At 55.6% G+C, this 25,763-nt stretch carries 23 protein-coding genes; 10 read left to right on the top strand and 13 right to left on the bottom strand.

Going from position 1 to position 25,763, the window contains the following annotated elements; genetic code table 11:
* The first annotated feature begins 20 nt into the window (after positions 1-20).
* The 10 genes from CV013_RS07770 to wecB all read left to right on the top strand — a co-directional run bounded on the left by CV013_RS07770 (position 21) and on the right by wecB (position 8,234).
* Positions 21-1,064: an aldo/keto reductase gene (locus CV013_RS07770; protein ID WP_102154715.1), complete on the top strand. Its 1,044-nt coding sequence runs from the start codon at positions 21-23 to the stop codon at positions 1,062-1,064.
* Positions 1,065-1,078: 14 nt separating this feature from the next.
* Complete coding sequence (locus CV013_RS07765) at positions 1,079-1,741, top strand: nicotinate-nucleotide adenylyltransferase (RefSeq protein WP_102154714.1); 663 nt, start codon at positions 1,079-1,081, stop codon at positions 1,739-1,741.
* A 60-nt stretch (positions 1,742-1,801) separates the two neighbouring features.
* Positions 1,802-2,221, top strand: coding sequence for a ribosome silencing factor (rsfS, locus tag CV013_RS07760; protein ID WP_408057026.1), 420 nt, complete (start codon positions 1,802-1,804; stop codon positions 2,219-2,221).
* Positions 2,222-2,315: 94 nt separating this feature from the next.
* Positions 2,316-2,741, top strand: a complete 426-nt coding sequence (locus CV013_RS07755) for a 23S rRNA (pseudouridine(1915)-N(3))-methyltransferase RlmH (protein ID WP_102155110.1) — start codon at positions 2,316-2,318, stop codon at positions 2,739-2,741.
* 20 nt (positions 2,742-2,761) lie between these two features.
* Entirely contained in the window at positions 2,762-3,988 is a 1,227-nt protein-coding gene (locus CV013_RS07750; protein WP_102154713.1) for a murein hydrolase activator EnvC family protein, read from the top strand.
* An 80-nt stretch (positions 3,989-4,068) separates the two neighbouring features.
* Positions 4,069-5,406: a S41 family peptidase gene (locus CV013_RS07745; RefSeq protein WP_102154712.1), complete on the top strand. Its 1,338-nt coding sequence runs from the start codon at positions 4,069-4,071 to the stop codon at positions 5,404-5,406.
* Positions 5,407-5,410: 4 nt separating this feature from the next.
* On the top strand, positions 5,411-5,890 hold the full coding sequence (locus CV013_RS07740) for a disulfide bond formation protein B (RefSeq protein ID WP_102154711.1): 480 nt from the start codon (positions 5,411-5,413) through the stop codon (positions 5,888-5,890).
* Positions 5,891-5,910: 20 nt separating this feature from the next.
* Positions 5,911-6,408 (top strand): demethoxyubiquinone hydroxylase family protein, encoded by a 498-nt coding sequence (locus CV013_RS07735; protein ID WP_102154710.1) that lies wholly within the window; start codon positions 5,911-5,913, stop codon positions 6,406-6,408.
* 65 nt (positions 6,409-6,473) lie between these two features.
* Complete coding sequence (locus CV013_RS07730) at positions 6,474-7,058, top strand: hypothetical protein (RefSeq protein WP_190276454.1); 585 nt, start codon at positions 6,474-6,476, stop codon at positions 7,056-7,058.
* 54 nt (positions 7,059-7,112) lie between these two features.
* The gene (gene wecB, locus CV013_RS07725) at positions 7,113-8,234 is read left to right on the top strand and encodes a non-hydrolyzing UDP-N-acetylglucosamine 2-epimerase (protein WP_102154709.1); all 1,122 of its coding nucleotides are present in this window, start codon (positions 7,113-7,115) and stop codon (positions 8,232-8,234) included.
* A gap of 4 nt (positions 8,235-8,238) precedes the next feature.
* Here wecB and CV013_RS07720 read toward each other — a convergent pair whose 3' ends face one another.
* The 13 genes from CV013_RS07720 to CV013_RS07660 all read right to left on the bottom strand — a co-directional run bounded on the left by CV013_RS07720 (position 8,239) and on the right by CV013_RS07660 (position 25,748).
* Positions 8,239-9,549, bottom strand: a complete 1,311-nt coding sequence (locus CV013_RS07720) for a UDP-glucose dehydrogenase family protein (RefSeq protein ID WP_102154708.1) — start codon at positions 9,547-9,549, stop codon at positions 8,239-8,241.
* Positions 9,550-9,642: 93 nt separating this feature from the next.
* On the bottom strand, positions 9,643-11,583 hold the full coding sequence (locus tag CV013_RS07715) for a polysaccharide biosynthesis protein (RefSeq protein ID WP_102154707.1): 1,941 nt from the start codon (positions 11,581-11,583) through the stop codon (positions 9,643-9,645).
* A gap of 318 nt (positions 11,584-11,901) precedes the next feature.
* Complete coding sequence (locus tag CV013_RS07710) at positions 11,902-13,098, bottom strand: DegT/DnrJ/EryC1/StrS family aminotransferase (RefSeq protein WP_102154706.1); 1,197 nt, start codon at positions 13,096-13,098, stop codon at positions 11,902-11,904.
* A 249-nt stretch (positions 13,099-13,347) separates the two neighbouring features.
* Positions 13,348-13,983, bottom strand: coding sequence for a sugar transferase (locus CV013_RS07705; protein ID WP_102154705.1), 636 nt, complete (start codon positions 13,981-13,983; stop codon positions 13,348-13,350).
* Positions 13,984-14,270: 287 nt separating this feature from the next.
* Positions 14,271-15,407 carry a glycosyltransferase family 4 protein gene (locus CV013_RS07700; protein WP_223805165.1) on the bottom strand — a complete coding sequence of 379 codons (1,137 nt, stop codon included), beginning with the start codon at positions 15,405-15,407 and terminating at the stop codon, positions 14,271-14,273.
* A 25-nt stretch (positions 15,408-15,432) separates the two neighbouring features.
* On the bottom strand, positions 15,433-16,518 hold the full coding sequence (locus tag CV013_RS07695; RefSeq protein ID WP_102154704.1) for a glycosyltransferase: 1,086 nt from the start codon (positions 16,516-16,518) through the stop codon (positions 15,433-15,435).
* A 33-nt stretch (positions 16,519-16,551) separates the two neighbouring features.
* Positions 16,552-17,271, bottom strand: coding sequence for a hypothetical protein (locus CV013_RS15540; RefSeq protein ID WP_123639893.1), 720 nt, complete (start codon positions 17,269-17,271; stop codon positions 16,552-16,554).
* A 503-nt stretch (positions 17,272-17,774) separates the two neighbouring features.
* Positions 17,775-19,022 carry a lipopolysaccharide biosynthesis protein gene (locus CV013_RS07685; RefSeq protein WP_123639892.1) on the bottom strand — a complete coding sequence of 416 codons (1,248 nt, stop codon included), beginning with the start codon at positions 19,020-19,022 and terminating at the stop codon, positions 17,775-17,777.
* Positions 19,023-19,048: 26 nt separating this feature from the next.
* A complete protein-coding gene (gene tviB / locus CV013_RS07680) occupies positions 19,049-20,323 on the bottom strand; it encodes a Vi polysaccharide biosynthesis UDP-N-acetylglucosamine C-6 dehydrogenase TviB (protein ID WP_102154701.1) in 1,275 nt (424 codons plus the stop codon).
* A gap of 5 nt (positions 20,324-20,328) precedes the next feature.
* On the bottom strand, positions 20,329-21,345 hold the full coding sequence (locus CV013_RS07675) for an NAD-dependent epimerase/dehydratase family protein (protein WP_102154700.1): 1,017 nt from the start codon (positions 21,343-21,345) through the stop codon (positions 20,329-20,331).
* A 515-nt stretch (positions 21,346-21,860) separates the two neighbouring features.
* On the bottom strand, positions 21,861-22,298 hold the full coding sequence (locus tag CV013_RS07670; protein WP_223805164.1) for a hypothetical protein: 438 nt from the start codon (positions 22,296-22,298) through the stop codon (positions 21,861-21,863).
* A complete protein-coding gene (locus CV013_RS07665) occupies positions 22,291-23,523 on the bottom strand; it encodes a tetratricopeptide repeat protein (protein ID WP_102154698.1) in 1,233 nt (410 codons plus the stop codon). Before CV013_RS07665 ends, CV013_RS07670 begins: the two co-directional genes overlap by 8 nt.
* Positions 23,520-25,748, bottom strand: coding sequence for a GumC family protein (locus CV013_RS07660; protein WP_102154697.1), 2,229 nt, complete (start codon positions 25,746-25,748; stop codon positions 23,520-23,522). The genes CV013_RS07665 and CV013_RS07660 overlap by 4 nt, the downstream gene beginning before the upstream one ends.
* Positions 25,749-25,763: the final 15 nt, after the last annotated feature.

Here is a 25,763-nt window from a genome sequence, read left to right as displayed (position 1 = left end):
TCCAGCTATGGAGCGCAATCATGCAGTATAATCGCCTTGGCCAGACTGGCCTGCTCGTGTCCGAACTGTGCCTTGGCACGATGACATTCGGCGGAGATGGAATGTGGACTGCGATCGGGGCGCTGGCTCAGGATGAATCGAGTGCACTGGTGAAGCGTGCGCTCGATGCCGGGGTCAATTTTATCGACACTGCCAACGTCTACTCAAATGGCCTGTCCGAACAGATCACGGGTAAAGCGCTGAAGGATCTGGGCATCGCGCGAGACGAATATGTGCTCGCTACCAAAGCGCTTGGCCCAATGGGGGAAGGCGTGAATCAGCGGGGCGCGTCGCGCTATCACCTGATGCATGCCATCGATGAAAGCCTGACGCGGCTCGGGCTGGACCACGTCGACCTTTATCAGATCCATGGCTGGGATCCGCTCACTCCGATTGAAGAAACCCTTCGCGCGCTCGACGATATCGTGCGTGCAGGCAAGGCGCGATATATCGGTGTATCCAATTGGGCGGCCTGGCAAATTGCCAAGGCGCTTGGGATTTCTCAGCGACTGGGGCTGGAAAGTTTCGCTTCGCTTCAGGCGTATTATTCGGTCGCCGGGCGCGATCTTGAGCGTGATGTCACGCCTATGCTCGAAAGCGAAGGTCTGGGTCTGATGGTATGGAGCCCGCTGGCCGGTGGTTTCCTGTCCGGGAAATACACGCGCGATGGCAGCAATGCGGACGGCCGCCGGGCACAGTTCGATTTTCCGCCGATCGACAAGGACAATGCCTATGACGCGGTGGACGCCATGCGGACGATTGCCGATGCGCGTGGTTGCACTGTGCCACAGGTCGCCCTGGCCTGGCTGCTGGCCAGGCCTGCTGTGACGAGCGTGATCATTGGCGCGAAACGGCTGGACCAGCTCGACGACAACCTTGGCGCGGTGAATGTGAAGCTGACCGATGATGAGCTGGCGACACTGGACGCTTGCTGTCCCTTGCCGCGTGAATATCCCGGCTGGATGATCCAACGGCAGAGCGAATATCGTGCTGGCGCAAATGCTGGCGAAGCGCCGAAGGATTGATAGGTTTGACGGATATGCGCCGCCGTTCCGGCCCGGTTGTCGGCCTGCTCGGCGGGAGCTTCAATCCAGCGCATACCGGGCACAGGCGGATAAGCCTGTTCGCCCGGCGCGCTCTGGGGCTAGATGAAGTATGGTGGATGGTCTCTCCGGGGAATCCGTTGAAGCCCAGGAAGGGCATGGCGCCGCTTAATGCCCGGGTCGCGGCAGCGCGGGTGATGGCACGTCGCGCACCGATCCGAGTAACTGCGATCGAGCGAGAGCTGGGAACGCGCTATACTTATGACACATTGCGCGCCTTGCTGCGACGCTATCCCAAACCGCGTTTCGTATGGCTCATGGGGGCCGATAATCTGGCGCAGTTCGACCAATGGAAGAACTGGCGCGGCATAGCGCGCACGTTGCCGATTGCAGTGATTGCCCGGCCCGGCTATGATGACGATGCCCTCGCAAGCCCTGCGATGGCCTGGCTGCGGCGATTCGAAGTGTCTGCAGCTCGATTGAAAAATGCGGGCGAATGGAGAGCTCCGGCCCTGATAATGCTGCGTTTCGATCCTGATCCTACTTCCGCAACGGCGATCCGCCGGGGCAATCCGGATTGGGTGACGCAATATCTCAATGCCGCTCCCCGCGATGCGATCACTCACCACATTATTGGCGCGGAGGATAATCCGCTTTGATGATGCGCGTCGGTGAACTCATGTTTTTCGCCCATCATCGAAGGAGCTTGATCACCGCCTATGCAACAGGCGCAATCCTTGTCGGCATCTGCCGACAATCAGCGGGGCACTATGCCCGATACTGATACCCCGGCCGACCGGCTGCATCAGTTGGTTCTGAGCCAGCTAGACGACGATCAGGCGCAGGAGATCGTCTCGATCCCGCTTGCCGGTAAATCGAGCATCGCCGATTACATGGTGGTGGCAACAGGTCGTTCGACACGGCAGGTTGCTTCGATGGCACAGAAACTGGCCGAAAAGATCAAGCAGGAAGGGTTCGGGAACGCACGGGTCGAAGGCCTGCCGACTGCCGACTGGGTGCTGATCGACGCAGGCGACGTTGTGGTCCACCTGTTCCGTCCTGAAGTACGAAGCTTCTACAATCTGGAACGGATGTGGGGCTTTGGAGACGAAAAACCGGCGGCCAGCGGCACGGCATAATTTCTTGCGCGGCATGTGCCGCGGGTGCTGTCTTGCCAAGACGTTTTTTTGACCGAGCCGGTTGCATGCGTTCGCGGCTCGCAAAGGATTTTCTATCACGCTTCTCCATATCATCGCTCGCGGGAAAATCGCACGTTCGCCCGAAGCCGAGCTGGTGGCTCGATATGAGAAGCGGCTGGGCTGGCCGATCCGCATTACCGAGTTGCCGGAAACCGGCGGCAAAGTTGCCGACCCATTGTCGCCGTGCCGCACAGTTTTGCTCGACGAGCGCGGCAAGGCGATGGATTCCGAACAGTTTGCCGAGGTGATTGGCCGCTGGCGCGACGATGGGGTGCGTGAAGTGCGGTTCGTACTCGGTGCGGCAGACGGACATTCGGATGCCGAGCGCGATGCGGCGGATATGCTGTTGTGCTTTGGCAAGATGACCTGGCCGCATTTGCTGGCGCGGGCGATGCTGATGGAGCAACTCTATCGGGCAACCACGATCCTTGCCGGGCACCCCTACCACCGCAGCGGATAATCGGGCATGAGGCGGACGCCATGACGCCACGCCCGCTCTTTGCTGTGATCGCCATAGTCTTGCTCGCCCTGGGCGGCTGGCTCGCTAGCGATGCGATCGCGCAGCGGGCGTCCGAAACCTATACCGATGCAGGAGAGGCGCAGCGCGCACTGGCGAAAGCGCAAGCGGATGGGCGTGCCGCTGCAGCGCGGGCGGAAAAGCTGGAGCAGCGCGCGCGCGAAGCACGCGCCGTAGCAGACAAGAGCGCTCAGGAAGCCGCTGCCATCGCGGCCCGTGTCCAGCAAGATGAAGCGGGAATTGCGGCGGCGCAGGCGCGTATAGCTATTGTCGGGAAGCAGCGTGCTGCGCTCGATGCGCGGCTGGCGGTTCGCCGAGGTCCATTGGTGCGGCTGACCGGTGCGCTGCAGAAAATGGCCATGCGCCCACTCGCCTTGTCGGTATTCAAGCCAGGGTCGCTTCGCGAAACAGTGTATTTACGCGCTGTGCTTGAAACAACGATTCCTGAAGTTCGCAAGCGCACTGCTGCATTGCGGGGGGAAATTGCACGCCGTGACCGCATCGTCGCCGAAGCGGCGCAGGCACTCGCGGCTCTTAAGAAAAGCGAGGCGGCCCTGAGCAATCGCCGCCGCCAGCTGGCAGCAGTCGAATCCCGGCAACGCCTCGCATCGCGCAAGGCAAGCGGGGATGCCGCTCGGGAGGCGGAGCGCGCACTTGCGCTGGCGGAGCAGGCCCGTGATCTCGATGCGCTGGTGGGGCAACTCGACGCTGCCGGAATGTTGCGCCGTCAGCTTGCGGCGCTGCCAGGCCCTGTTCTGCGGCCGGGGCGGGGCGATGCTGTAAAAGTGGCGGAGCCCGCCGCCAGGCCGAGCGATGCGGCAAATCCGCAAATGCGGTTTCAGCTTCCGGTGGTCGGGCGCACGGTTTCCGGATTCGGGGAGGCAGGTGTTGGCGGCGTACGCGCCACTGGCATATCGCTGGCCCCTGTCGATAGAGCGCAAGTGGTGGCTCCTGCCGAAGGGCGCGTCGCATTTGCAGGGCCATATCGTGGGTTTGACCGGATCGTGATTATAGAACACCCCAATGGCTTCACCAGTGTTGTGACCGGCCTGGCTCGCGCCGATGTGGCAGTGGGTGACGAACTCGTGGCAGGTGCGCCGATCGGCGTTGCAGGAACCGGGCACGCAATTGTCACATTCGAGTTGCGAAAGGGTGGGGCGGCGATAAATCCGCTCGACCATGTCCGTTGATCGTCCGACGATCCTCATCTGGCATTAAGCCCTCTGCTCGGATAGTAAGGGACAACATTTTAAAGGGATCGACGCAGTACATGAAATTTGCCGCCCTCGTCCGCTCCGCTGCACTTGTCACGGCGGTCGCTCTTGTTCCTGCAACTACCGCTGGTTTTGCTCAGGTAGATAGCCGCGCGAGCCCGGAATTTGCGAAGCTGTTCGCGGTCTATAACCGTATCAAGGCAAGCTATGTCGATCCCGTGTCCGACGATAAACTGGTACGTGGGGCGATCGACGGGATGCTGGCCAGCCTCGATCCGCATTCGGCCTATCTCGATGGTGGCGATCTCCAGCGGCTGGAGACGATGATCGATGGCAACTATTCGGGGCTCGGCCTGTCGGTCGTGATGGACGACGGCGCGGTCAAGATTGTCTCCCCGTTCAAAGGCAGTCCTGCTGATAAGGCAGGCATCAAGGCCGGTGACTATATCACCCACCTTGATGGCAAGCTGATTTACGGCGGCAGTCTGGATGATGCCGTGGCGCAGATGCGTGGCGAGGCGGGCACCAAAATCCGCCTCACGATCTATCGTCCCGGTAGCGACGAACCGTTCGATGTAACGGTAACGCGCGGCGTTATCGAACTGGAGCCCGTCACGTCCGAACTGAAGTCGGGCAATATCGGCTATATTTCCGTCAACGAGTTTTCGCGCGATGTGGGTTCCGATGTGTTCTCCGCATACGAGAAGATGAAGGCAGAAGCGAAAGGCCGGTTGAATGGTCTGGTGCTCGACCTCCGGCGTAATCCGGGCGGCTCTCTGGATGAAGCGGTCGCATTGTCCGATCTGTTCCTGACCGATGGGGCGATCGTGTCGCAGCGGGGCCGGGCGAAAGGCGAATCGATCACATACGATGCCGAAACCGTCTATCGCGGCGATATGGCGAAGAACGTGCCGATGATCGTGCTGATCGATGAAGGTTCGGCGTCTGCCAGCGAAATTGTCGCCGGTGCGCTGCAGGATCACCACCGGGCAATGATTATGGGCGAGCGCAGCTTCGGGAAGGGCAGTGTGCAGACATTGCTGCCGCTGGGTAAGGATGCTGCGCTTAAACTGACGACTGCGCGGTACTATACTCCTTCCGGCCATTCGGTGCAGGAAGGCGGCATTGAACCCGACGTGATCGTGCCGCAGCTTTCCGATCCCGACCTTGCCAAGCGTGAGAAGATGAGCCTGCGCGAATCCGATTTGCGCGGCCATCTCGTCAACGAAGCGGCGCTGAAGGACAAGGATATGGAAAGGGACAAGAAAGCCGATCCGCGCTTCCAGCAGACAGCCGAAGAACTGAAGGCGAAGGGGATCGAGGATTTCCAGCTCGATTATGCCTTGAAGACGCTGCGCCGTACAACATCGGGCAATATTGCGCGGAAGGACTGATTCGATGGCACGTTTAGCCAGTGAAAGACAGGCGCAGATTCTTGCGCTGCTCCTCCCCGTGGGTTTGCTAGGCGGGGCCTATATCGGCCAGTACGTCTTCGGCTTATATCCGTGTGAGATGTGCTGGTGGCAACGCTATCCGCATTTTGCGGCACTGGCGTTCGCTTTGCTGTCATTTGTTACGCCGCCACGGCGAATGTGGATTGCACTGGCGGGGCTGGCGATAATCGTTTCGGGTCTGATTGGAGCCTATCATGCCGGTGTCGAATATGGTTGGTGGCAGGGCCATACCGCCTGTTCCGCAACTGCGCTGGGCGGTGGCGATCCTCTCGATGCAATCATGAATGCACCCCTGATCCGCTGTGACGAGGTGCAGTGGAGTCTGTTTGGCATTTCTCTGGCCGGATACAATTTTCTGATCTCGACCTTTGGTGGTCTGGCAGTCCTTTGGCTGTTGGGGCGGCGCAAGGGAGATACGTTGTGAATCGGCCCGACACCGCTCGAATGATCCGCGTTGACCAGGCGGGGGAATATGGCGCGACGCGCATATATGCCGGGCAGCTGGCCGTCATGGGAGATCGCGCGCCGGGGGCTGGTGAGATCGCCGGCATGGCTCAGCAGGAAGCAGATCACCGCGCGCGGTTCGACGCGCTGATGGCCCGGCGCGGTGTGCGCCCGACATTGTTGCAACCATTCTGGTCGGTTGCCGGGTTCGCGCTGGGCGCAGGGACTGCGCTGATCGGCCCGAAAGCGGCGATGGCTTGTACAGCTGCGGTCGAAACCGAGATCGACCTGCATTACACCGCTCAGCTCGAAGAGCTGAAGGTAGATGGACATGATCCGGAGCTTGCCGACATGATCGAGGAATTTCGCGATGATGAACGCGAACACCGCGATGCCGCGTTGGCGGCCGGGGCAGAACAGGCGCCCGCCTATCCGTTGCTGTCAGGCGCGATCCGGCTTGGGTGTCGCCTTGCTATCCGGCTGGCGGAGCGTATCTAGAGTTTAAGAGGCGGTTCAGTAGTGACGATGGATACGCTGACCGACGATTTCGAGGAGTTCGACCGATGACTGTTGCCCGTTTGCTTGCCCTTCCGACGCTGGCCGTCGCCGCGCTGTGGGCGCTTCCCGCTGCGGCGCAGGATCAGGCGCAGGATGCGCCGGGCGATGATTCGGTGAATATGGTCATCGTGTATGGCGAAGACGAATGCCCGCAATCGACCGAAGCGGAAATTACGGTTTGTGCCCGGCGGCCGGAAGGCGATCGATTCCGCATCCCATCTTCGCTCCGTACATCGGATAGCCCGGAAAACACCTCGTGGACCCAGCGGGTTCAGAAGCTGGAAACCGTTGGTAACTTCGGGGCAATGTCTTGTTCACCGAAGGGCGCAGGCGGGTTCACCGGCTGTACTCAGGCACTGGTCGATGCTGCTTATGCCGCGAAAAAGGAATCGAGCGATATCCGGTTTGGCGAGTTGATAGACAAGGCGCGGCAGGAACGCCTCTCAACTATCGATACCGATGCCGCGGCGGAGCAGGCACGCGTCGAACAAATCGAAAAGCAGCAGCTGGACAAGGCCGAGAAGGAACGTGACGATGCAGCGCCCGATGCCGAAGCTAAGTCGGCGGCTGACAATCCGCCGCAGCACTGATTTCCACGGCTGGAGCTAGGGCTCTTTTAAGCATTCATAGTTAATGTGCCGGGCATGACTGCACCGCGCAAAATTCTCACCGTATTCGGCACTCGCCCCGAAGCGATCAAGCTGTTCCCGTTGATTCACGCACTCGATGCCGATCCGCGATTCGTGTCGCGCGTGGCTGTTTCGGGGCAACATCGTGGGATGCTGGATCAGGTGCTGCAGATAGCGGACATCACGCCGCACCATGATCTTGCGGTGATGCAGCCGAATCAAACGCTTGATGCGCTGACGGCCAACCTGCTGATCGGCCTTGGCAAAGTCATGGACGAGGAGCGGCCAGACTGGGTCATCGTGCAAGGCGATACTGCGACCGCGATGGCGGGTGGTCTGGCTGCATATTATCGGCAGATACCGGTCGCTCATGTCGAGGCGGGTTTGCGTAGCGGCAATATCTATCATCCGTGGCCGGAAGAGGTGAATCGTAAGATCGTCGGTTCATTTGCTACGCTGCACTTCGCGCCGACACAGACTGCGGCCGATGCTCTGCTGAGAGAGAATATTGCTGCGGACACGGTCCACATAACCGGCAATACCGTGATCGATGCGCTTCACTGGGTCACAGACCGGATCGAGCGAGAGCCGTACCTCGCAGCTGGGCTGGCCGAACTTGAGCAGCGTTTCGCAGGCAAGCGGATCATTGGCATGACCAGCCATCGTCGCGAGAATTTTGGCGAAGGTCTGGAAGCGATTGCTTCGGCAGTCACACGGCTTGCCGCGAGATCCGATGTGGCGGTGATTTTCCCGGTGCATCTTAACCCCAATGTGCGCGCCGTGATGAATCAGCGGCTCGCCGGGCTCGATAATATCGCGTTGATCGAACCGCTTGATTATCCGCACTTTGCGCGTTTGATCGCGATCAGCGACATCATGCTGACAGACAGCGGCGGGGTGCAGGAAGAAGCACCGGCGCTTGGCAAGCCAGTCTTGGTGATGCGGGAAACGACCGAGCGCCCGGAGGGCGTTGCTGCTGGCACCGCCAAACTGGTTGGTACAAACGCAGATACTATCGTCGCTGAGGCAGAGCGACTGCTTGACGATGCCAATGCGTACGATGCGATGGCCCGCGCGCATAACCCATTTGGAGATGGGCAGGCGAGCGCGCGGATCGTCAACCTGCTAGCGGGCTGAACCCTCAGGGGCGCCCAATGCTGGTGTAAGTGAAGCCCTTCGCGCGCATATCGTCAGGGCGATAGATGTTGCGAAGGTCGACGATGACCGGTGCATTGGCCAATTCCTTGACCCGGTCCAGATCGAGCGCACGGAATGCGTCCCACTCCGTTACGATGGCAACTGCGTCGGCACCTTCGATGGCTGCGTATGGATCATCGCACATGACAACTTTGGGCATCAGCGGTTTTGCCAGCTCCATCCCTTCGGGATCGTAAGCAGCAACATTCACGCCTGCATCGGTGAGAGCCTGGGCGATGGCAATCGCGGGCGAATCGCGCATATCGTCGGTATTCGGCTTGAAGGTGAGGCCCAGCAGAGCCGCTTTCTTGCCGCGTGCAGCCTCGACCCCACCAAGCGATTCGATCACTTTGCGGCCCATTGCGCGTTTGCGGCTCTCGTTGACCTTGGCAACAGCCTCGACGATCCGCACCGGGCTGTCGTAATCCTCAGCGGTCTTGAGCAGCGCGAGCGTATCCTTGGGAAAGCAGCTTCCCCCGTACCCAGGACCGGCGTGGAGGAATTTGGGGCCGATACGGTTGTCCATCCCGATCCCACGCGACACATCCTGCACGTTCGCGCCGACTTTCTCGCACAGATCGGCCATTTCGTTGATGAATGTGATCTTGGTCGCCAAAAATGCGTTGGCGGCGTATTTGATCAGTTCGCTCGAGCGGCGCCCAGTGAACAGGATCGGCGCTTCATTGAGAAACAGTGGGCGATAGACCTCCCGCATAACATCTCGCCCGAAATCATCTTCCGCGCCGATTACGATCCGGTCCGGGCGTTTGAAATCACCAATCGCCGCGCCTTCGCGCAGGAATTCAGGGTTGGACACCACCGCGACACGATGCTGGCAACCGGTTTCCGCGATGATCCGTTCGACCTCGTCGCCAGTGCCGACCGGAACTGTCGACTTGGTGACTACCACAGCATCACCCGAAAGGCTTTCGCCTACCTCCTGAGCAACGGCATAAACAAAGCTCAGATCCGCATGACCATCGCCCCGCCGACTGGGCGTGCCGACAGCGATGAAGATGGCGGACGCACCCCTGATGCCCTCAGCCAGATCGGTGGTGAATGAAAGTCGCCCCGCCTTCACATTGGCGTCAACAAGCGAATCCAGCCCAGGTTCGTAGATCGGCATGATCCCGTCGTGAAGGCGGTCGATCTTGGACTGGTCCTTGTCGATACAGACCACATCGTGCCCGAAATCGGCAAAACAGGCCCCAGAGACAAGCCCGACATAGCCCGAGCCGACCATAGCGATTTTCATGTGAGGTCGTCCTCAATATGCTTCGTTAAAGGGTGTCTATGCGTTGAGATGTGTGCAATCAACGATTAGCGTCGCTTACAGTCTGCTGGTCCGCTAGGCAATGAGTGCGGGCGTAGGGCGCTGACCTGTATATTCAGGCACCAACTCACACAATATCATCAGCGCCTGATCCCTTTTGCCGGTGGCAATGGCTGTTTCCATTTGATCGAGTTTTAAAGACAAATCTTCCCACGACAATCGTTGTTCCGTGGCTCTCATAATGCGGGCGTGGTTCGTCTTTTCGGGAGAATTGCCGATCAGTAGCTCTTCGAACAGTTTTTCGCCCTTGCGAAGCCCGATTTCCTGAATCTCGATATCGCCCTGCGGGTTGCTTTCATCACGAACGGACAGGCCCGACAGATGAATCATAGTGCGCGCCATATCGTATATACGGACCGGGTCCCCCATATCGAGCACGAAGACTTCGCCGCCTTCGGCCATCGCGCCGGCCTGGATGACGAGTTGCGCTGCCTCTGGAATTGTCATGAAATAGCGCGTGATATCCCGGTGCGTGAGGGTAACCGGTCCGCCATCTCTGATCTGCTGTTGGAACCGCGGGACCACCGATCCGCTTGATCCCAATACATTGCCGAAACGCACCATAGCAAATCGGGTTGCAGACCCTTCCGCAGCGAAAGCCTGCAGGATCAGTTCGCATATACGCTTGCTTGCGCCCATGATATTTGTCGGGCGCACAGCTTTGTCGGTGCTGACGAGGATGAAATGTTGGACACCCACCCGCTTCGCTTCCTGCGCGCATTGTAGAGTGCCAAAAACATTATTGCGTATGCCCGCAATAACGTTCTCCTCAACAATGGGGACGTGTTTATACGCCGCAGCGTGAAAAACGGTATCAGGGCGCCAGCGATCGAACAGGCGGCGCGTCGTTGAATCGTCGGCAATATTCGCCAGTTCACTGTGAATTTCGGTCCCAGCTTCAATTTCGCCAGAGAGTTGCGCCTGCTTAAGCTCGCTTTCGATGAGATAGAGTGCGTACTCGGTCATTTCGACAAGAATGATGGCCGACGCGCGTAACTTCGCAATTTGACGGCAGAGCTCACTTCCGATCGAGCCGCCTGCACCTGTAATCAATACTGTGCGCCCGGTGATTGTGCGATGGAGCAAGACATCGTTGGGCGGAACAGGATCGCGCCCCAACAAATCGGCAATTTCAATTTCGCGTAAATCACTGACAGAAACGCGCCCATCGACCAACTCTCCCACCGCGGGTAGCGTGAGTACGCGGCAACTGATGTCGGCGAACATACGTACTTTTTCTTCCCGTTCGGGACGTGACAGACTAGGCATTGCCAGTAGCACCATGTCGATGTCCCGCCGTTCAACGAGTTTTGCGGCATCTCCGCTGTGGAATACACGAATATTGTCAAGGTGATGCCCGGCCAGACGTTCATCATCGTCAATATATCCGCATAGGAACATTCCGGGCTCATGTCGCAGCGCAAGTCCAAGCTGCCGCCCGGCCGATCCAGCCCCATAAATCATTACGCGAGCGGGAGTGCCTTCGAAACCTTGCCTGTTGAGAAGATCGAACAGGACATACTTCGCAAACAGCCGGCTTATCATCAGCAACGCCGCAAACACCATCGGTTGTAAAACAGCAATTGTTCGCGGTACCCCTGTGACGTGATTAACGGTCAACAAGAGGGAAAGGGCGAGCGACATAAAGATGCACGATGTCGCGATACCGACCATCGTGCGCGACCCGATGAACCTCAAGACTGAGCGATACACCCCGCGAAAAACAAAGATCGGTAGCCAGACCGCGAGGCTGGCCAGGGTGACGATGGCAATCGGCTTGCTCCAGAGATCCCAAACTCCCAATCGCAGGGAAAATGCGATCCATACCGAAATCACGCATAGGGTTGCATCGAGGGATAGAAGCAGGGAAATCTTAGCGCCTCGGCTAAGGCCGAGGAGGCGCTGCAACACATCGATCACGCGATCGACCAATCTGTCAGTAATGCCGATCTGCATCACCCCTGCCTCGCTTCCGGCAGCGTGGCTGGATGATATCGCACGCGACCTGATCGGTCGTATCGACCCGGAAACGAAACGGTCATCGCAATCTCATGAAATATTTGAAATTGTTGCAATGGAGGCAATTCCGTAAAACCGTTGGCCAGAGCGCATATACGCAAAAAGAGCGCCTGCCTACATTCCTTTATCGATACAGGTTTGCTGTAGGATTAAACGCAGCGACAGGACAAATATGAACGGCTGGACTAATCGCTGGAAGTCACTCTGGTTCATACGCTGTTGCAGCTGAATTATCCGGAATATCAAATCGGATCATCATGCTCCCGCTTCATCAAGCACAGATGTTATGACATTGCAAATGCGATCTAATTCAGCATCGGTCAGTGTCGGGTGCGTAAGGAACATAAGGCTGGTTTCGCCAAGTTCGCGCGCTCTGGGAAGACGGCTTGCAGGGCGAAAAGGCGTATTGTCGAATGCCTTTTCCAGATAAACTTCGGAACAAGTTCCCTGAAATAACGGAGCGCCCCGCTGTACCACTTCAGCGACGATCCGATCACGAGTCCAACCATTTTTGAGGCCGGTCGGGTGGACGTACGCATAAAGCCGATAATAGGCATGGACTATATCGTCTGCAGGCAAGGGAGTCTGGACTATCTTGGGATAGGCGGCGAGCACGCTATATAAGCGGGAGGCAATCGCGTTGCGGCGCTCAGTCGTTTCGGCCATATGCCGCAATTGAACGCGGCCGATGGCCGCCTGCATTTCTATCATCCGCCAATTGGTGCCGATTGTTTCGTGCAGCCATCGAAAGCCAGGCGGGTGTTGCCGGTTGTAAACTGCATCCCAGCTCTTCCCGTGATCTTTGAACGACCACATACGAGACCAGCATTCACGGTCGTTGGTGGTCACCATTCCGCCTTCACCGCCGGTAGTCATGATCTTATCCTGACAAAACGACCACGCCCCGACATGGCCGATTGATCCGACGCTGCGCCCCTTATATCGGGCGCCATGTGCCTGAGCACAGTCCTCGATGACCTTTATGTTCTTGCATTCAGCAAACTCCATTATCGGGTCCATATCCGCAGGCCAGCCCGCAAGATGAACTACGACAATTCCGCGCGTCCGTTCTGTAGTGACTGCCGCTATCGTCTCGACCGAGATGTTCCCGCTGTGCGAAACGACATCGGCAAACACAGGTTTCGCACCCGCATTGATGACGCTGCTGACAGATGCGATGAAGGTACGTGGGGTTACGATTACCTCATCGTCTGAGCTTCCACCATTGGCGGCACCTATGCCCAGGCCATGCAGCGCAAGGTCCAGCGCGACCGTTCCATTGGTTAGCGCAATCGCATGATCGACGCCGACCCAAGCGGCAAATTCGCTTTCAAAGGAACGGCCCTCGCTTCCGGTCCAGTAATTAACTCTGTTTGATTGAAGCACAGAAACGACTGCACTTATCTCCTCTGAGGTAAAGCTCGGCCAAGGGGATACATTTGCGTTTAGCATCGTGGCTCTTTTCAGTAAGATATTAAGTTAGTTTGAGTTTTTGTGCGAGGCTTACAAATTGGGAACTGAATCCGATACTGCGTCGGTGTGTCATCCGAATGGCAGTGTGTCAAAATCACCAAAACAATCTAGGCCTGCTTTTGTAAACTGATAATTATGGCCATTTGCGCCACCGACGCGATCCATGCAAATGAAGTTTCCCATGATCGCGTCACGCACAGGCCGCATGGCGATGGCATAAGCGCATTGTTATCTGTCAGGATAGGTGTGATCAGGCGAGCCGGCAGTTTTGCGGTCTGGAGCCCCCTCGAAAGGAGGCATCGTCGCCTCGCCATCAGCGCTTATTCCGTCTCGCGCGATGACTTTTCGCAAAGTTAGAAACAGAATCTTAATGTCGAGGACAATGCTGCGATTGTCGACATACCATATGTCGAGAGCAAACTTGTCGTTCCAACTCAGTGAATTGCGACCGTTTATCTGCGCCCATCCGGTAATGCCGGGTCGCACTTCGTGCCGCCGGGCTTGTTCGGGAGAGTAAAGGGGCAGGTAGCTCATCAGCAATGGCCTGGGACCGACCAGACTCATATCGCCAACGATAACGTTCCACAGCTCTGGAAGCTCATCCAGACTTGTCGAGCGGAGAAATCGGCCAAACGGGGTCAGGCGCTCGGCATCGGGCAAGGGGGCGCCGTCAGGACCAAGTGCGTTCGACATCGTCCGAAATTTCACCATCATGAATGGTGTACCATTCAGCCCAGGGCGTTCCTGTCTGAAGAAGACCGGGCCCCCCAGCGAGATGCGGATGGCCAGAGCGACTATGGCGATGATTGGCAGCAAAACCAAACTCGCCATTAGGGCGATCAACAAATCAAGCAGACGCTTCATAATGTGGCAATACCTGTGGAGCGAGAGTCCGATCGAAAAGGAGGCCGCTCAGTATCAGTAAGGCGGCAAGCCTGAAACCTGCATATCGGGAAAAGGCTAATCAACCGGGAACCTCGCTGTAAATCAGGCCGCCCATCAGGGTGGATTGGCATGCAATCGTTTGCTGGCCGATACCGCCATACCCCCAACGTTATCGCAAATGGGTGGCAGTCCGCACCGCCATCAATCGGGCCAACACTTGTGCCCGAGCATGCCGAATGTCCGGTGCCTGAGGCGCGCAATACGGCTTATGAAGTCTCTTCCATCGCCTCATTAATGTGATCAAAAATCTGTTGGTTTACAGCGTCCACATCAAATTTGCGGCGCACAAGATCGTATCCCGCTTCACCCATGTCTCGCCGCAAGTCTGCCGATTGGGCCAGCTCTTCCATACGGATAAAGAGGCTTTCGACATCTTTGGGCTTCACCAGATAGCCGGTGACGCCGTCCTCTACTGTCTCGCGGCATCCGGGTGCGTCCGTTGTCAACACGGCCCGCCCCATCGCCATCGCCTCAAGGACAGAGCGCGGCGTTCCCTCGCGATAGGACGGCAAAACATATACGCTGGACTCTGCTATTTCCGGGCGCACATCCTTTCGTGGGCCACGATATTCAAGCCCGCCTGCGACCCACCGCTCCACCTCGTCCTTTGTTACTGCATCCAGCCCGTCATCCATAAACCCCACTAGGCGGCAAGAAACCGCGGGATGAGCGGCCATCAGTTTCAAAGAGGCCTCCGCATATTCGCGCACACCCTTGTCGCCCAGTAAGCGGGAAATCATCAGAAATACCGGGGCTGCGGGCAAGGCTGTGCGGGCGTAATGTACTATATCGACACCCGAACCGTTGACCAGCCGCGCCTTCGCGGCATCTCTCAGACAACCGGCAGCTATAAAATCATTCCGGTCATCAGCGTTCTGAAAAATCACTCTGGCGTTGATCTGCACCGATTTTGCATACAGCTTGCGCCCCAGAAATCGGATGATGCGCGAGGCGAGAGAGCCTCCTTCGGCAGAAAAACTATATCCCAGCCCGGTGATATTGGCGATAGACGGGATCTTGGCGCGCCGTGCGGCAAAGGCGCCCCAGATATTGGGCTTGATCGTATAGGTCAAAAGCAGATCGGGCCGTATGTCGCGCAAAACCCGTGTCAGATGCCGCAGCGTTTTCAGATCTTCAGTTGGATTAACACCACGCCGCGAAAGCGGGATCTGATGACAGGCAACGCCCAGTGCGTTCAATCCTGCGATTGTTTCTTCATCAAAATCCGGGGCTAGCGCAGATACAGTAATCCCCCGATCGCGCATCGCGCGGATCAACGGCCCCCGAAAATTCAGTAGGGACGGGGCATAAGAAACGAACAAGGCAATATGCCGGGGCATCATTGATGAATACGCCTTCGATATAAGTTCAGAGCTGATCCAGAACGGCTTTGAAACGTCGCTTGACGGCCTCCGCGCTGAAATTGGTGGCGATATGTTCTGCGGCCGATTGCGATTGAACGACGCGCTCAGAAGTCGGGCGATTCAAAACCTCCCGGACCGCATCGGACATCGCAATGGCATCGCCAACGGGAACGACCCTTCCAAATTCCGCGATGATCTCATTTGCAGCACCGACATCGGTTGAAACACAGGGAACGCCGTGGCTTAATGCTTCCGCCAGCACCATCCCGAAACCCTCTGAACGCGATGTCATCACAAATAGGTCAAGGTTATTGTAAAAAGATGCCATATCGCGTTGCGGCCCCAGCCATTCGATCTCACCCGGCGCGACCCCTTCGTTTTCCATCAGGCGGGCCAGTTGCGGATTGTCGCCGGATGCTCCTTCGCCACAAGCGACGAACCGAACAGTCGGATCGCTGGCATGGATATTGTGGACCGTTTTGAGGAAAAGCGGGAAATCTTTGGTCGGATGGTAACGCGCAGCAAAACCGACTGTCCGGCCACCGGTATGTCGGCCACCTGTCGCCGCACGCCCGATCTGAATGGCGTTTGGGATAATCACGCTGCGCTTGGGATTGCCGAACAACCGCTTATGCTGATCGAAGGCTCGTTGCGAGACATATACGATCGCGTCCGCCATTCTGGACAATATTGCGGAACCGGCGATCGCCAGTTTTGTACTTCTGCTTTCCGATCTCAGGTCGTCAAGCGCATGGTGGACTGTCCAGACAACGGGACAATCCCGCTGGCTGGTAAGCGCCAGCAGGCTGGCCGCAGCATTCCCGTGGTACATCCACCCGATCAGAACATCGGGTTGAAACTCGGCCGCCAACGCTTTTAACTTCCTCGCTGCCTGAGCAATGGAAATATGCGGAAGACCGAGCGATTCAATTCGACAGCCATCCGGCAGGCTGACTTTGTTGGCCAGCGCGCAGGAACGGAGCGAGACAACCATATTGTCTTCGCCCAGACCCGAATTGAGCAGATTAATCAGCGCCTGCTCTGCTCCAGCCAATCGTTCAAAATTTGTGGTGATATGCAGTATTCGCATTTCCAATTCCTCGGAACAAATTTTGAGGCAGCGCTAATATTTTTTTTCTTCCAATTTAATTGTTAAATACATGAGGGCGCAAGGGAATATGAATGTAAGTACTAATCCTCTAATCTCCCCAATATAAAATGTATTTGCGGCAAGAAACGCAAGATAAAAATCTGCGGATGACAATTCTCCCTTGATCTGTGATTTAACGAATTCGGCAATACGCCCGGTAAATCTGAAAATGATGCCGGAGATAAATACGCCAACATAATTGGCTTGAATATAGCCAAATGCCAAATAACCCGGCGGAATAATTGATTCGCGTTTGCGTAGAATTAGCTCTGTATTAAAATATGTAAGAGAGTCCCCGAAATCTATTCCGAACAGCCTGAGGTAAAATAAAAAGCCTTGTGGAATATCCCAAAAATATCTGTACCCAATTTCATTGACTAATGAAGGGGCATAAAAATATGAAATAAGAGGGTGGGAAAAGTTATTTAGCACCTCCCCCATGTCAAGCCCAGATGTATAGGCCATCCTGACTGCTTCCGAAACGCTCCCGCCTGTTGAGATGGTGGCGATAATCGATTTGCCCTCAAGCAATAAAGGGAAAAGCACTATGGCACCGGCGATGCCAATAATGATCGGAATGATCGGTCGGCGAGCGAAATGCATGATTGGAATCAAGAGGACGATAATAACTTGGAATCTTCCGCCAAAACCTAGAACCAAGAACAATGCAAAAGAAAACCAGACAAATGCCATCGTATAGTTAGATCTGGATAGTGAAATAATTAATAGGAAGCAATTAAGGTAATAGGCACATAAAATAATTGTAGATATTAGATAATTTCCGCCCGACCCGTATGACCTTATTTCGCTAGATATTGTATAATAATCACTCGTGATTACGTAATAGCATGTTATTATGTTTATAATAATAAATAGTGCCGTAACGTATCTGTTGCTTTTTCCTAACTGATTTATGGATTCTTTAAGGTTATTTTTAATAGTCAAATCCCATAAGAAGAACCCGCACGAAAAAATGAACAAAGCGACGAGTGCGTCATTGCGGTCTGCTTCATGAAATAGGGCGCTTTGACCTAAATAAGATATTCTTCCGCTCTCACCAGCGTACGCCAACGGCAGGCCATAGAAAGCCATGGTGAAACAGAACGAGAGCAACGAAAAAAGACGATTGAAATTGTCTTTATGTCGCAAGCTAGTGAGTAAAATCGGAGATGCGCTTAGAAATACCAGAAGAAAGTTCATATGCGCGCCCCCCTTTCTCCAATCGACAAACTAATATCCCTTTGAACGTATATAAATTGGAAAATCGCCTGCACCATTATCGAAAGCGTGAACATATAGACAAACCCTGAGAAGCCAGCGAACGGCACGATCATAAGGGCGCCGACAAAGGAAATGCCTGTTTTTAATATCAAGATGCCAAAGGTAATTTGATCGTGCCGTCGCATATTCAGGCATATTCCCGTTGGCCCCAGCGCCATTTGTATCAATACGGCCAGCAAGAGCAGGGCCAGGTCAAAGGCATACGCAGGGCCGCTTTCTCCAAACAGATAGTTCAGTATCTCCTTAGAGAAATAGAGGGCAACGGCCACATAAGGTATGGCGGCCATCAGGCCCAGCGCCCGGCCGATCCGCAAGTATGCTCGCACTCCCTCCGCAGATGCCTTGGAGAATTTGGGAGCCAGAAAGGAATCCAGCGTCAGGATTACAAATTGTAGCGGGGCCAGCAATCGATACAAACCGTTCAAAACGGCGACCCCTGCATCGCCGATCATAAATTTCGCCAGCAATACCCCGCCCCACTGGCTAAGATAACTCAGCAGGGCAATTAGCCCCAGATACTTCGCATCGATATATGTATCGAACCGCCAGTAAGACCGCCAATGCTGCGGCTTTGCCAGAAGGCGAAGGCTGATTAAATGGAGGCTGGATATGATGAGAGCCAGCCATAAAAAACCACTATATATCAGCCAGGCTTGGTTGGCAGTCTGCAAAGGTAGGATCATGAAGGCGATACAGGCAAATGCTGCTGCAATACCCTGTTCCCAGAAACCGCCCCAGCCCCCATATCCGCGCCCCTTGAAATAGGAGGAAATGATCCCCTGTAGCCCGCAGGGGATGATCGCAATCCACAAAAGCTGAACCGGATCGGCTGGCGATTTCTGCAATGCGGACAAAATGGCCAGAACCGCGCTGATCACCACGCACGGCACGAATACTGCCGCGGCCGCACTGTAAAACGTGTCCGCCGCATCCTCTGGCGATAAATCGGGGGCCGCGCTTTCGCGAATGATCGACAGATTCTGGCCAAATTGCGTCAAAATCGCCACCCCGGTTAGGGTGGTGAACGCCAGAAGAAACTTGCCCGATTCCTCTAGGGGAAATTCGCGCAACGCCAGAACGGTGATCAAAATCGCTCCGGCGGAAGAAATAAACCGCCCGATCAGCACCCGCAGCGGCTCAAGAAGCTTCTTCGCCACCATCATCGGGAGCATACTCCGGTTTCGCAGCGTTACAGCCGCAAATCGCTTTCGTCGGCGGCGAAAACGTATTTCAGATCAGCAAGTACGTGATTGCCTTTGCAAAATTTTCGAGCCCCGGCGGCGCCGATCGCGCGAAACTGGTCATGGGCGACGGCGATGACTACGCCATCATACGAATCGTTTTTCGGCGCGGCGATCAAATCCAGCCCGTACTCCTGCCGCGCTTCTTCCTCATCGACCCAAGGATCATGGACATCGACAGTGATGCTGTATTTTTCCAGTTCGTGGATCAGGTCGATTACGCGTGTATTGCGAAGATCGGGACAATTTTCCTTAAATGTCAGCCCCATGATCAGAACTCGTGCACCATTCACCTGAATGCGTTTCTGCAGCAACGCCTTGACCATTTCACTGGCAACGTAGGCGCCCATGCCGTCGTTCAATCGCCGCCCTGCAAGGATGATTTCAGGGTGATAGCCGATCGATTCCGCCTTATGTGTCAGATAATAGGGATCGACCCCGATACAGTGGCCGCCAACCAGACCGGGGCGAAATGGTTGAAAATTCCATTTTGTCCCGGCCGCCTTCAATACCGCTTCTGTGTCTATGCCCAGTCGGTTAAAGATAATTGCCAGTTCGTTCATCAAAGCAATGTTGAGATCGCGCTGGGTGTTTTCGATAACCTTCGCAGCCTCCGCCACCCGGATCGATTCCGCCTTATACGTACCGGCAGTGATAATGCTGCCATAAAGGGCATCAACAATATCCGCGACCTCCGCTGTGGAGCCTGAAGTTACTTTCGCGATATCGGGCAATCGGTGCGCTTTGTCGCCTGGATTGATCCGTTCCGGGCTGTAGCCGCAAAAGAAGTCTGTATTGAAGGTTAGCCCTGATGCTTGCTCCAGGACAGGAGCACAATCCTCTTCGGTCGCTCCTGGATAAACGGTTGATTCGTAGATAACGATATCGCCCCGTTTCAGTACGCTGCCGATCATTTCCGAGGCCCTGCGTAATGGAGTCAGATCCGGGCGATTATGTGCGTCGATCGGCGTTGGCACGGTGACGATGTACGTATTCGCCGCTGCCAGATCCTGCGGGTCGCACGAAAATTCGAGATGCTGTGCACTGGCCAGTTCGTGCGGTTCCACCTCAAGCGTGTGATCATGCCCCGCCTGCAATTCGGAGATACGCGTACGATTAACGTCAAAGCCAATCACGCGGCGCCGTTTCCCGAATTCCACCGCCAGCGGCAGCCCAACATACCCAAGCCCGATTACGGCAATCACACGATCAGACATATTCATCGCTATCAAATCCTGTAGTAATCGCGGAACCAGGCGACAAATTGAGCGATCCCATCTTTGAAATGCGTTTCAGGCTTAAACCCCGTTAGCCGCTGCAATAGCGACGCGTCTGCCCATGTGGCGGGGACATCGCCCATTTGCATCGGCATATAATTGCGGATGGCCTTTTTGCCGAGACACTCCTCAATCGCATCGATAAAATCGAGCAGGCGTACCTTGTCTGAATTGCCGATATTGACAATTCTGAACGGTGCGACCGGGGATAGCGAGTCTCCCGGTTCAATATCTTCTGGTTTATTAGGACGGTGCGGCACGGCATCGATCAATAATCGGATGCCCCGAACAAGATCATCCACGTATGTAAAGTCGCGATACATATCGCCATTATTATATATATCGATCGGGCGATCCTTCAAAATCGCATCGACAAATTTATAAAGCGCCAGATCCGGCCTTCCCCATGTTCCATACACGGTAAAAAACCGGAACATCGTTGTCGGCAAATTCCACAGGTGGGCATAGGCATGCGCCATGCTCTCGTTTGCTTTCTTCGTCGCAGCGTAGATCGTTAACTGAGTGTCCGCCTTTTCCCCCTCAGTGAAGGGCATTTCCGTATTGGCGCCATATACAGAAGAGGTTGATGCCATCAGCAAGTGCTGTACTTCCAGCCGCCGAGCCGCCTCCATTACATTGAAGGTGCCGATTACGTTGGAGTCAAGATAGGCGCGTGGGTTTTCAAGGCTGTAGCGGACACCGGCCTGTGCGGCCAAATGGACGATGACATCGGGCCGGAAGCGATCTGCCACATCATCAAAACTCTTCTGATCTTCCAACATGGCTTCTGTGGCTGCAAAATTGGGATGCTGTAACAGTGTGGCATGACGTTTGCGTTTTAAATTAACGTCATAATAATCGGTCATGCCATCGTAGCCATGAACATGAAAGCCTTCGGATATCAGCAATTTGGCCAGATGAAAGCCAATAAAACCTGCCGTTCCGGTGATCAAAATACGTTGAGGCATTGGTGTGTTATTCTTCGCAATTGCTAATAGTGAAATTGTAAACGTACAATGGGTGTCCGTTATTCATTTCTGCCTTCGGGGCATCGATGACATAAATGCCGACCTTCACATAACAGGCTAAAAACAACCGTGCATCCGCTGGTCGTGTTCGCCGTCCCGAATAGGTGCGGATGCGACCTTAGACCAAGCAATTAATGCACTGCAAACACACTCTGCCATTTTTGACCGACCTTGGGGGCATGATTGCAGAAAACCGAAGTTGACCCGGGTCAGATGCCTGCTGGTAATGCGTCCATCTTTTGCTGAAGAATGTTCGCTGCCCTTAGGGGCGCCGACCACCGGTTGCGCTGTATGGTTGTGGCGCAGGTTTGCCCGCCATCGCCAACTGTAGGTGATATGTTTGGTCACGCCGTTCTATTTCAATCATTTCCGGCATTTTAACCGTTAGTGCAATTGGGTGCCCTGTGATCCTGATTAGGCTTTTGGTCATTTCCTCCCGCATGTCATCCAGTCAGTCAGTTCTTCGGATCAACCCTGCGCCAATCAGGGGCTTTGAGTGTCTGTCGGCCGGATATGGGGCGGCGCTTGATCGAGTTCTGAGTGGGGCCTTTTCGCCGACCCAAGCTGCGCGATTGTGCATCGGCGCGATTAAACTGAGATGTTGCATTGGCATTGCGATCATAACCGCGATCAAGCCGGTTATTAATGCGACTATCAAGACGATTTTCGATACGATTGGTTATCCGCGCTTGCGGTTCTATCTTCGTTGCGTTTGTGCGTGCATTTTGTCGGACGCCCACTTCGCCCGCCCCTGTTTCCGCAGTCTGCCCAGCCTGCTCAGCAGATTGGGCATTGGAAGGAGTAGGGGCAGCCAGAAAAACGATCGCCAAACCCAAGCAAAGATATGCCGGGCGACGACGCTGAGATGCCTTTCCCGTTCTTGAGTCAGTCACCCGCTACACCTTTATACAGACGTGCGAATTTGACGCGTCCGAAGACCCCGGCAATTTCATCCGACGGGCGGGCGATCAGTGTGAGAGTTTGCATAACGCACCCGTCGGGCACCGTAAATTGGCCGGAGAAACGAACAGCACCCTTTTCTGCGTTGGGAACATTAATCTTCCCTAAATCCCGGCCATCTTGGCAGACCAGAGTCCAGTATGGGCGAGACCGTTCCGGCTGCTGCAGATCTTCAATCGTGCTTTCAAATCGATATATGCCTGGGTAGAGCATCTGGCGTTGTTCGATCAACTTTCCACCCACGCTCGGCGCGACGGAAAATTCGACGGCACCGCCTTGCTTGCCAGACTGTAATGAAGCGGAAATGCCGGCCGAATTATGTGGCACCCAGTCGAATAGAGAAGGCCTCTTAATCGCAGCCTTAAAAGCGGGGTCGCGAGACTGGTGTCGATCACCTTTGCGAAATGAGGTGTAGTATCGCCATGCACGATCAGCCTGTCGGCGCTGGATCAGTTCATTCACCAAAATCACCCGATTGCTATCGGGGACTTCCAGCCCGGATTTCGTGGCGGCGCGAAGAAACAACTCTGCGGAGATCGGGTCGATTTGGCCCTGACTAACGAAGCCGATAAACTGCTCGCCCCAAACAGGGTGTGTATGCAGAATGTCGATCAGCCCTTCGCGAATCCGTGGCTCGGCGATTGCAGCGGCGAGAGTCGGGAACAGTACATCGGGCGCCCGGCGAGAGGTTCGCAAAGCTATATCGTATTGTTGAAGAGCGCCGGTTATATCGCCGCGCGAAACCGCATCTTCGATCGCCCAGAAATGAGTTTGCAGGTTCCGCCGCGATAGAGCGAGCGAATATGCGAATATGGATCTCGCCTTCTGGGTGTCGCCTGATAGCTGTGCTTGCAACCCCAGAACGTTCAAGGCGCTGACTGCCGTGGGGTCATGCCTAAGCGCATCCCGGGCTAATAATGCCGGGCGCGAATCGTGCCGGGAATCGGGTTTTGCAGTCATTTCTGCGGCAGCCAGTTCCGCGGTAATCGACCAATTGAAAGGGCTGAGGGAATGAGCGACCGTGGGATCGGTTTTTACCACGGCGTTGGCCAGCGTCGATGTTACGCTAATATAGCCGCATATCGCAGCGGCAATCGCTATCCCGCCCCTGAAAGCCCATTCGCGGCTAGATCGCTTAATATGGCGGTTCTTTCTCAAGCGGCCTCGACCTCGCGCTCGTCGCGGCCGTAGCCATAGCCATATTCGTAACCGTACCCATAATGCGCTTTACGCGCTTCGAACTTAGTCAGTACTCCGCCGAGCACTTTGGCATTGGCCGCCTGCAGGCGCGCCAGCGCGGTTTTGACCATGCTTGAACGGATGCCGTGCGACTCAACCGCGTAGATGACACCTTCTACCTGATTGCCGATAAGCGGAGCATCCGCCAACCCCATCACAGGTGGTGAATCGATTATCACATGATCGTAATTCTTAAGCAGCTTTTCGATCAGTTCTGAAAGGCGCGGTCCCATCAACAATTCCGCTGCGTTGGGCGGGATCGGCCCGGCCGTCATCACGCTGAATTCCAATTCGGGAATTTCGAAAACCATCGATGGAACGTCGTTTTCACCCGACAGGAAATTGCTCAGCCCGCGATCGTGAGTAATCCCGGCCAGATGGTGGATCGACGGAGAACGCATATCGCCATCGACCAGAATGACCTTGCGATGGGCACGGGTGAGTGTGGTTGCCAACGAAAGCGCAGTGGTCGATTTGCCTTCTGCCGGACGTGTCGAAGTAACAGCGAAAGAGCGTGGAACACCATGATCGGTTGTAAAACCGAGGTTGGTCTGAATCGCCAGATACGCATCGAAAAGATCGGACTTTCTGTCGAGCAAAGCCTCGCGAGGGGTCATATCAGCCACCGTCGGCACAGAACCCAGGAGGGACAAGCCCAGCCTGCGTTCCACTTCGGATGGATCCGCGATTGCTTCATCCAGTTGCTCCAATGCAAAAGCAAGGGCGATCCCAATGCCCGCGCCGGCAAGGATGGACAGCGCGATATTCAACAGCAAGTTTGGGCTGGAAGGCAACTGGGGAACATCGGCCGGATCAACTATTGCGACATTGTTTATCCCGACGCCGCCCGCAACACCGATTTCCTTGAAGCGCTGTAACAACCCGTCGTAAAGTGCCCGGTTGGTATCCACCTCTTGCTGATAGATGTTATACTGAATGCTTCGCCGCCTAAGATCCAGATAATCCGACTTAAGGCGGTCGACTTGCGTCTTAAGCGTCTGCTCACGCTGGAGGGCAGCGCGATAGGTCGACTGGAGAGAGCCAGATACACGCGTTTCTTCGCGGGCAATCGCACTGTCCAACTCGTTGATTTGCGATTTGAGCGACTGTGCTGCCGGATAGCCGGGCTCAAACTGCACCATCATTTGTTCGTATTGGGCGGCAAGTTCCGCCCGGCGCTGGCGAAGACCATTGATGGCCTGATTATCCAGGGCTTCGGGCGAAGCGCCTTTACCGCCCGCCTGCCGGAAGCGGGCTTCTGCAGCGATGCGATCGGCAGTCGCCTGATTCAGAGCAGTGTTAAGTGATGCAAGGTTATCGACGACAATCGACCTTTCCTGAGTAGTCGCTCCGTCGCCGCCCGATCCCGCTGGCAGGTTGATGATTTGCTGGTTCGACGCATAGCCTACCAGTTGCTTTTGCGATTCATCGAGGCGACTTTTGTATTCTGCGAGTTGCTGCTGCAACTTTTCGCGCCCGTAGGAAGTTGATTGCACCTTGCGTTCAAGGTTCGACTCGATGAAATTCTCGGCCCACGCATTGGCAACGCGAGAGGAGAACGAGGCGTCGGGACTGGTGAATTTAATATCTACCAAGCGCGACAATCGCGTTGGTTCGACGCTAAGGTGATCAAGCAATAATTCGCCCGCTTCTCTTTGCCGCTTTCGCCGACCGGCCGCCGGGTATCGTCCGTCACGCAGTTCGAACGCAGGATCCCCGCTAGGGGCGCCGAACTTTTCAAAGAAGCTGGGGTCATCGATCAGGCGAAGCTGTGCGGCGACCCGCTCCGCCAAGGTGCGGGCGCGCAGCAAACCATATTGCGTTTGATAGAATTCCTGATCGGCAACCCCGGTATCGCGTTCGACACCCTTAAATTCAGTTACCTGGTCGGACTCTCTGGAAATTTCGATAGTCGTCGCGGCGGTATAATGCGGCGTCATCAATAGGCTGATGATAACACCCAGCAATACACACGCAGCAATCGAACCGAGGATGACCCATTTCCAGCGCAGCGCAATACGCAAATATTGCCGAAGCAGCGGGATGCCTTCCGGTGCATATTGACCCGCCAAGCCGGGATGTCGGGCGGTCGATTCGTTCGGTTCAGCCGACGAGCCATCGACCTGCAGAGAAGAAGAGTTCATAGGGAAAGCCTGTAA

The organism is Tsuneonella flava (genome assembly GCF_002870965.1).
Classification (GTDB): Bacteria; Pseudomonadota; Alphaproteobacteria; order Sphingomonadales; family Sphingomonadaceae; genus Tsuneonella; species Tsuneonella flava.
This window is presented reverse-complemented; position numbering and strand designations above follow the sequence as displayed.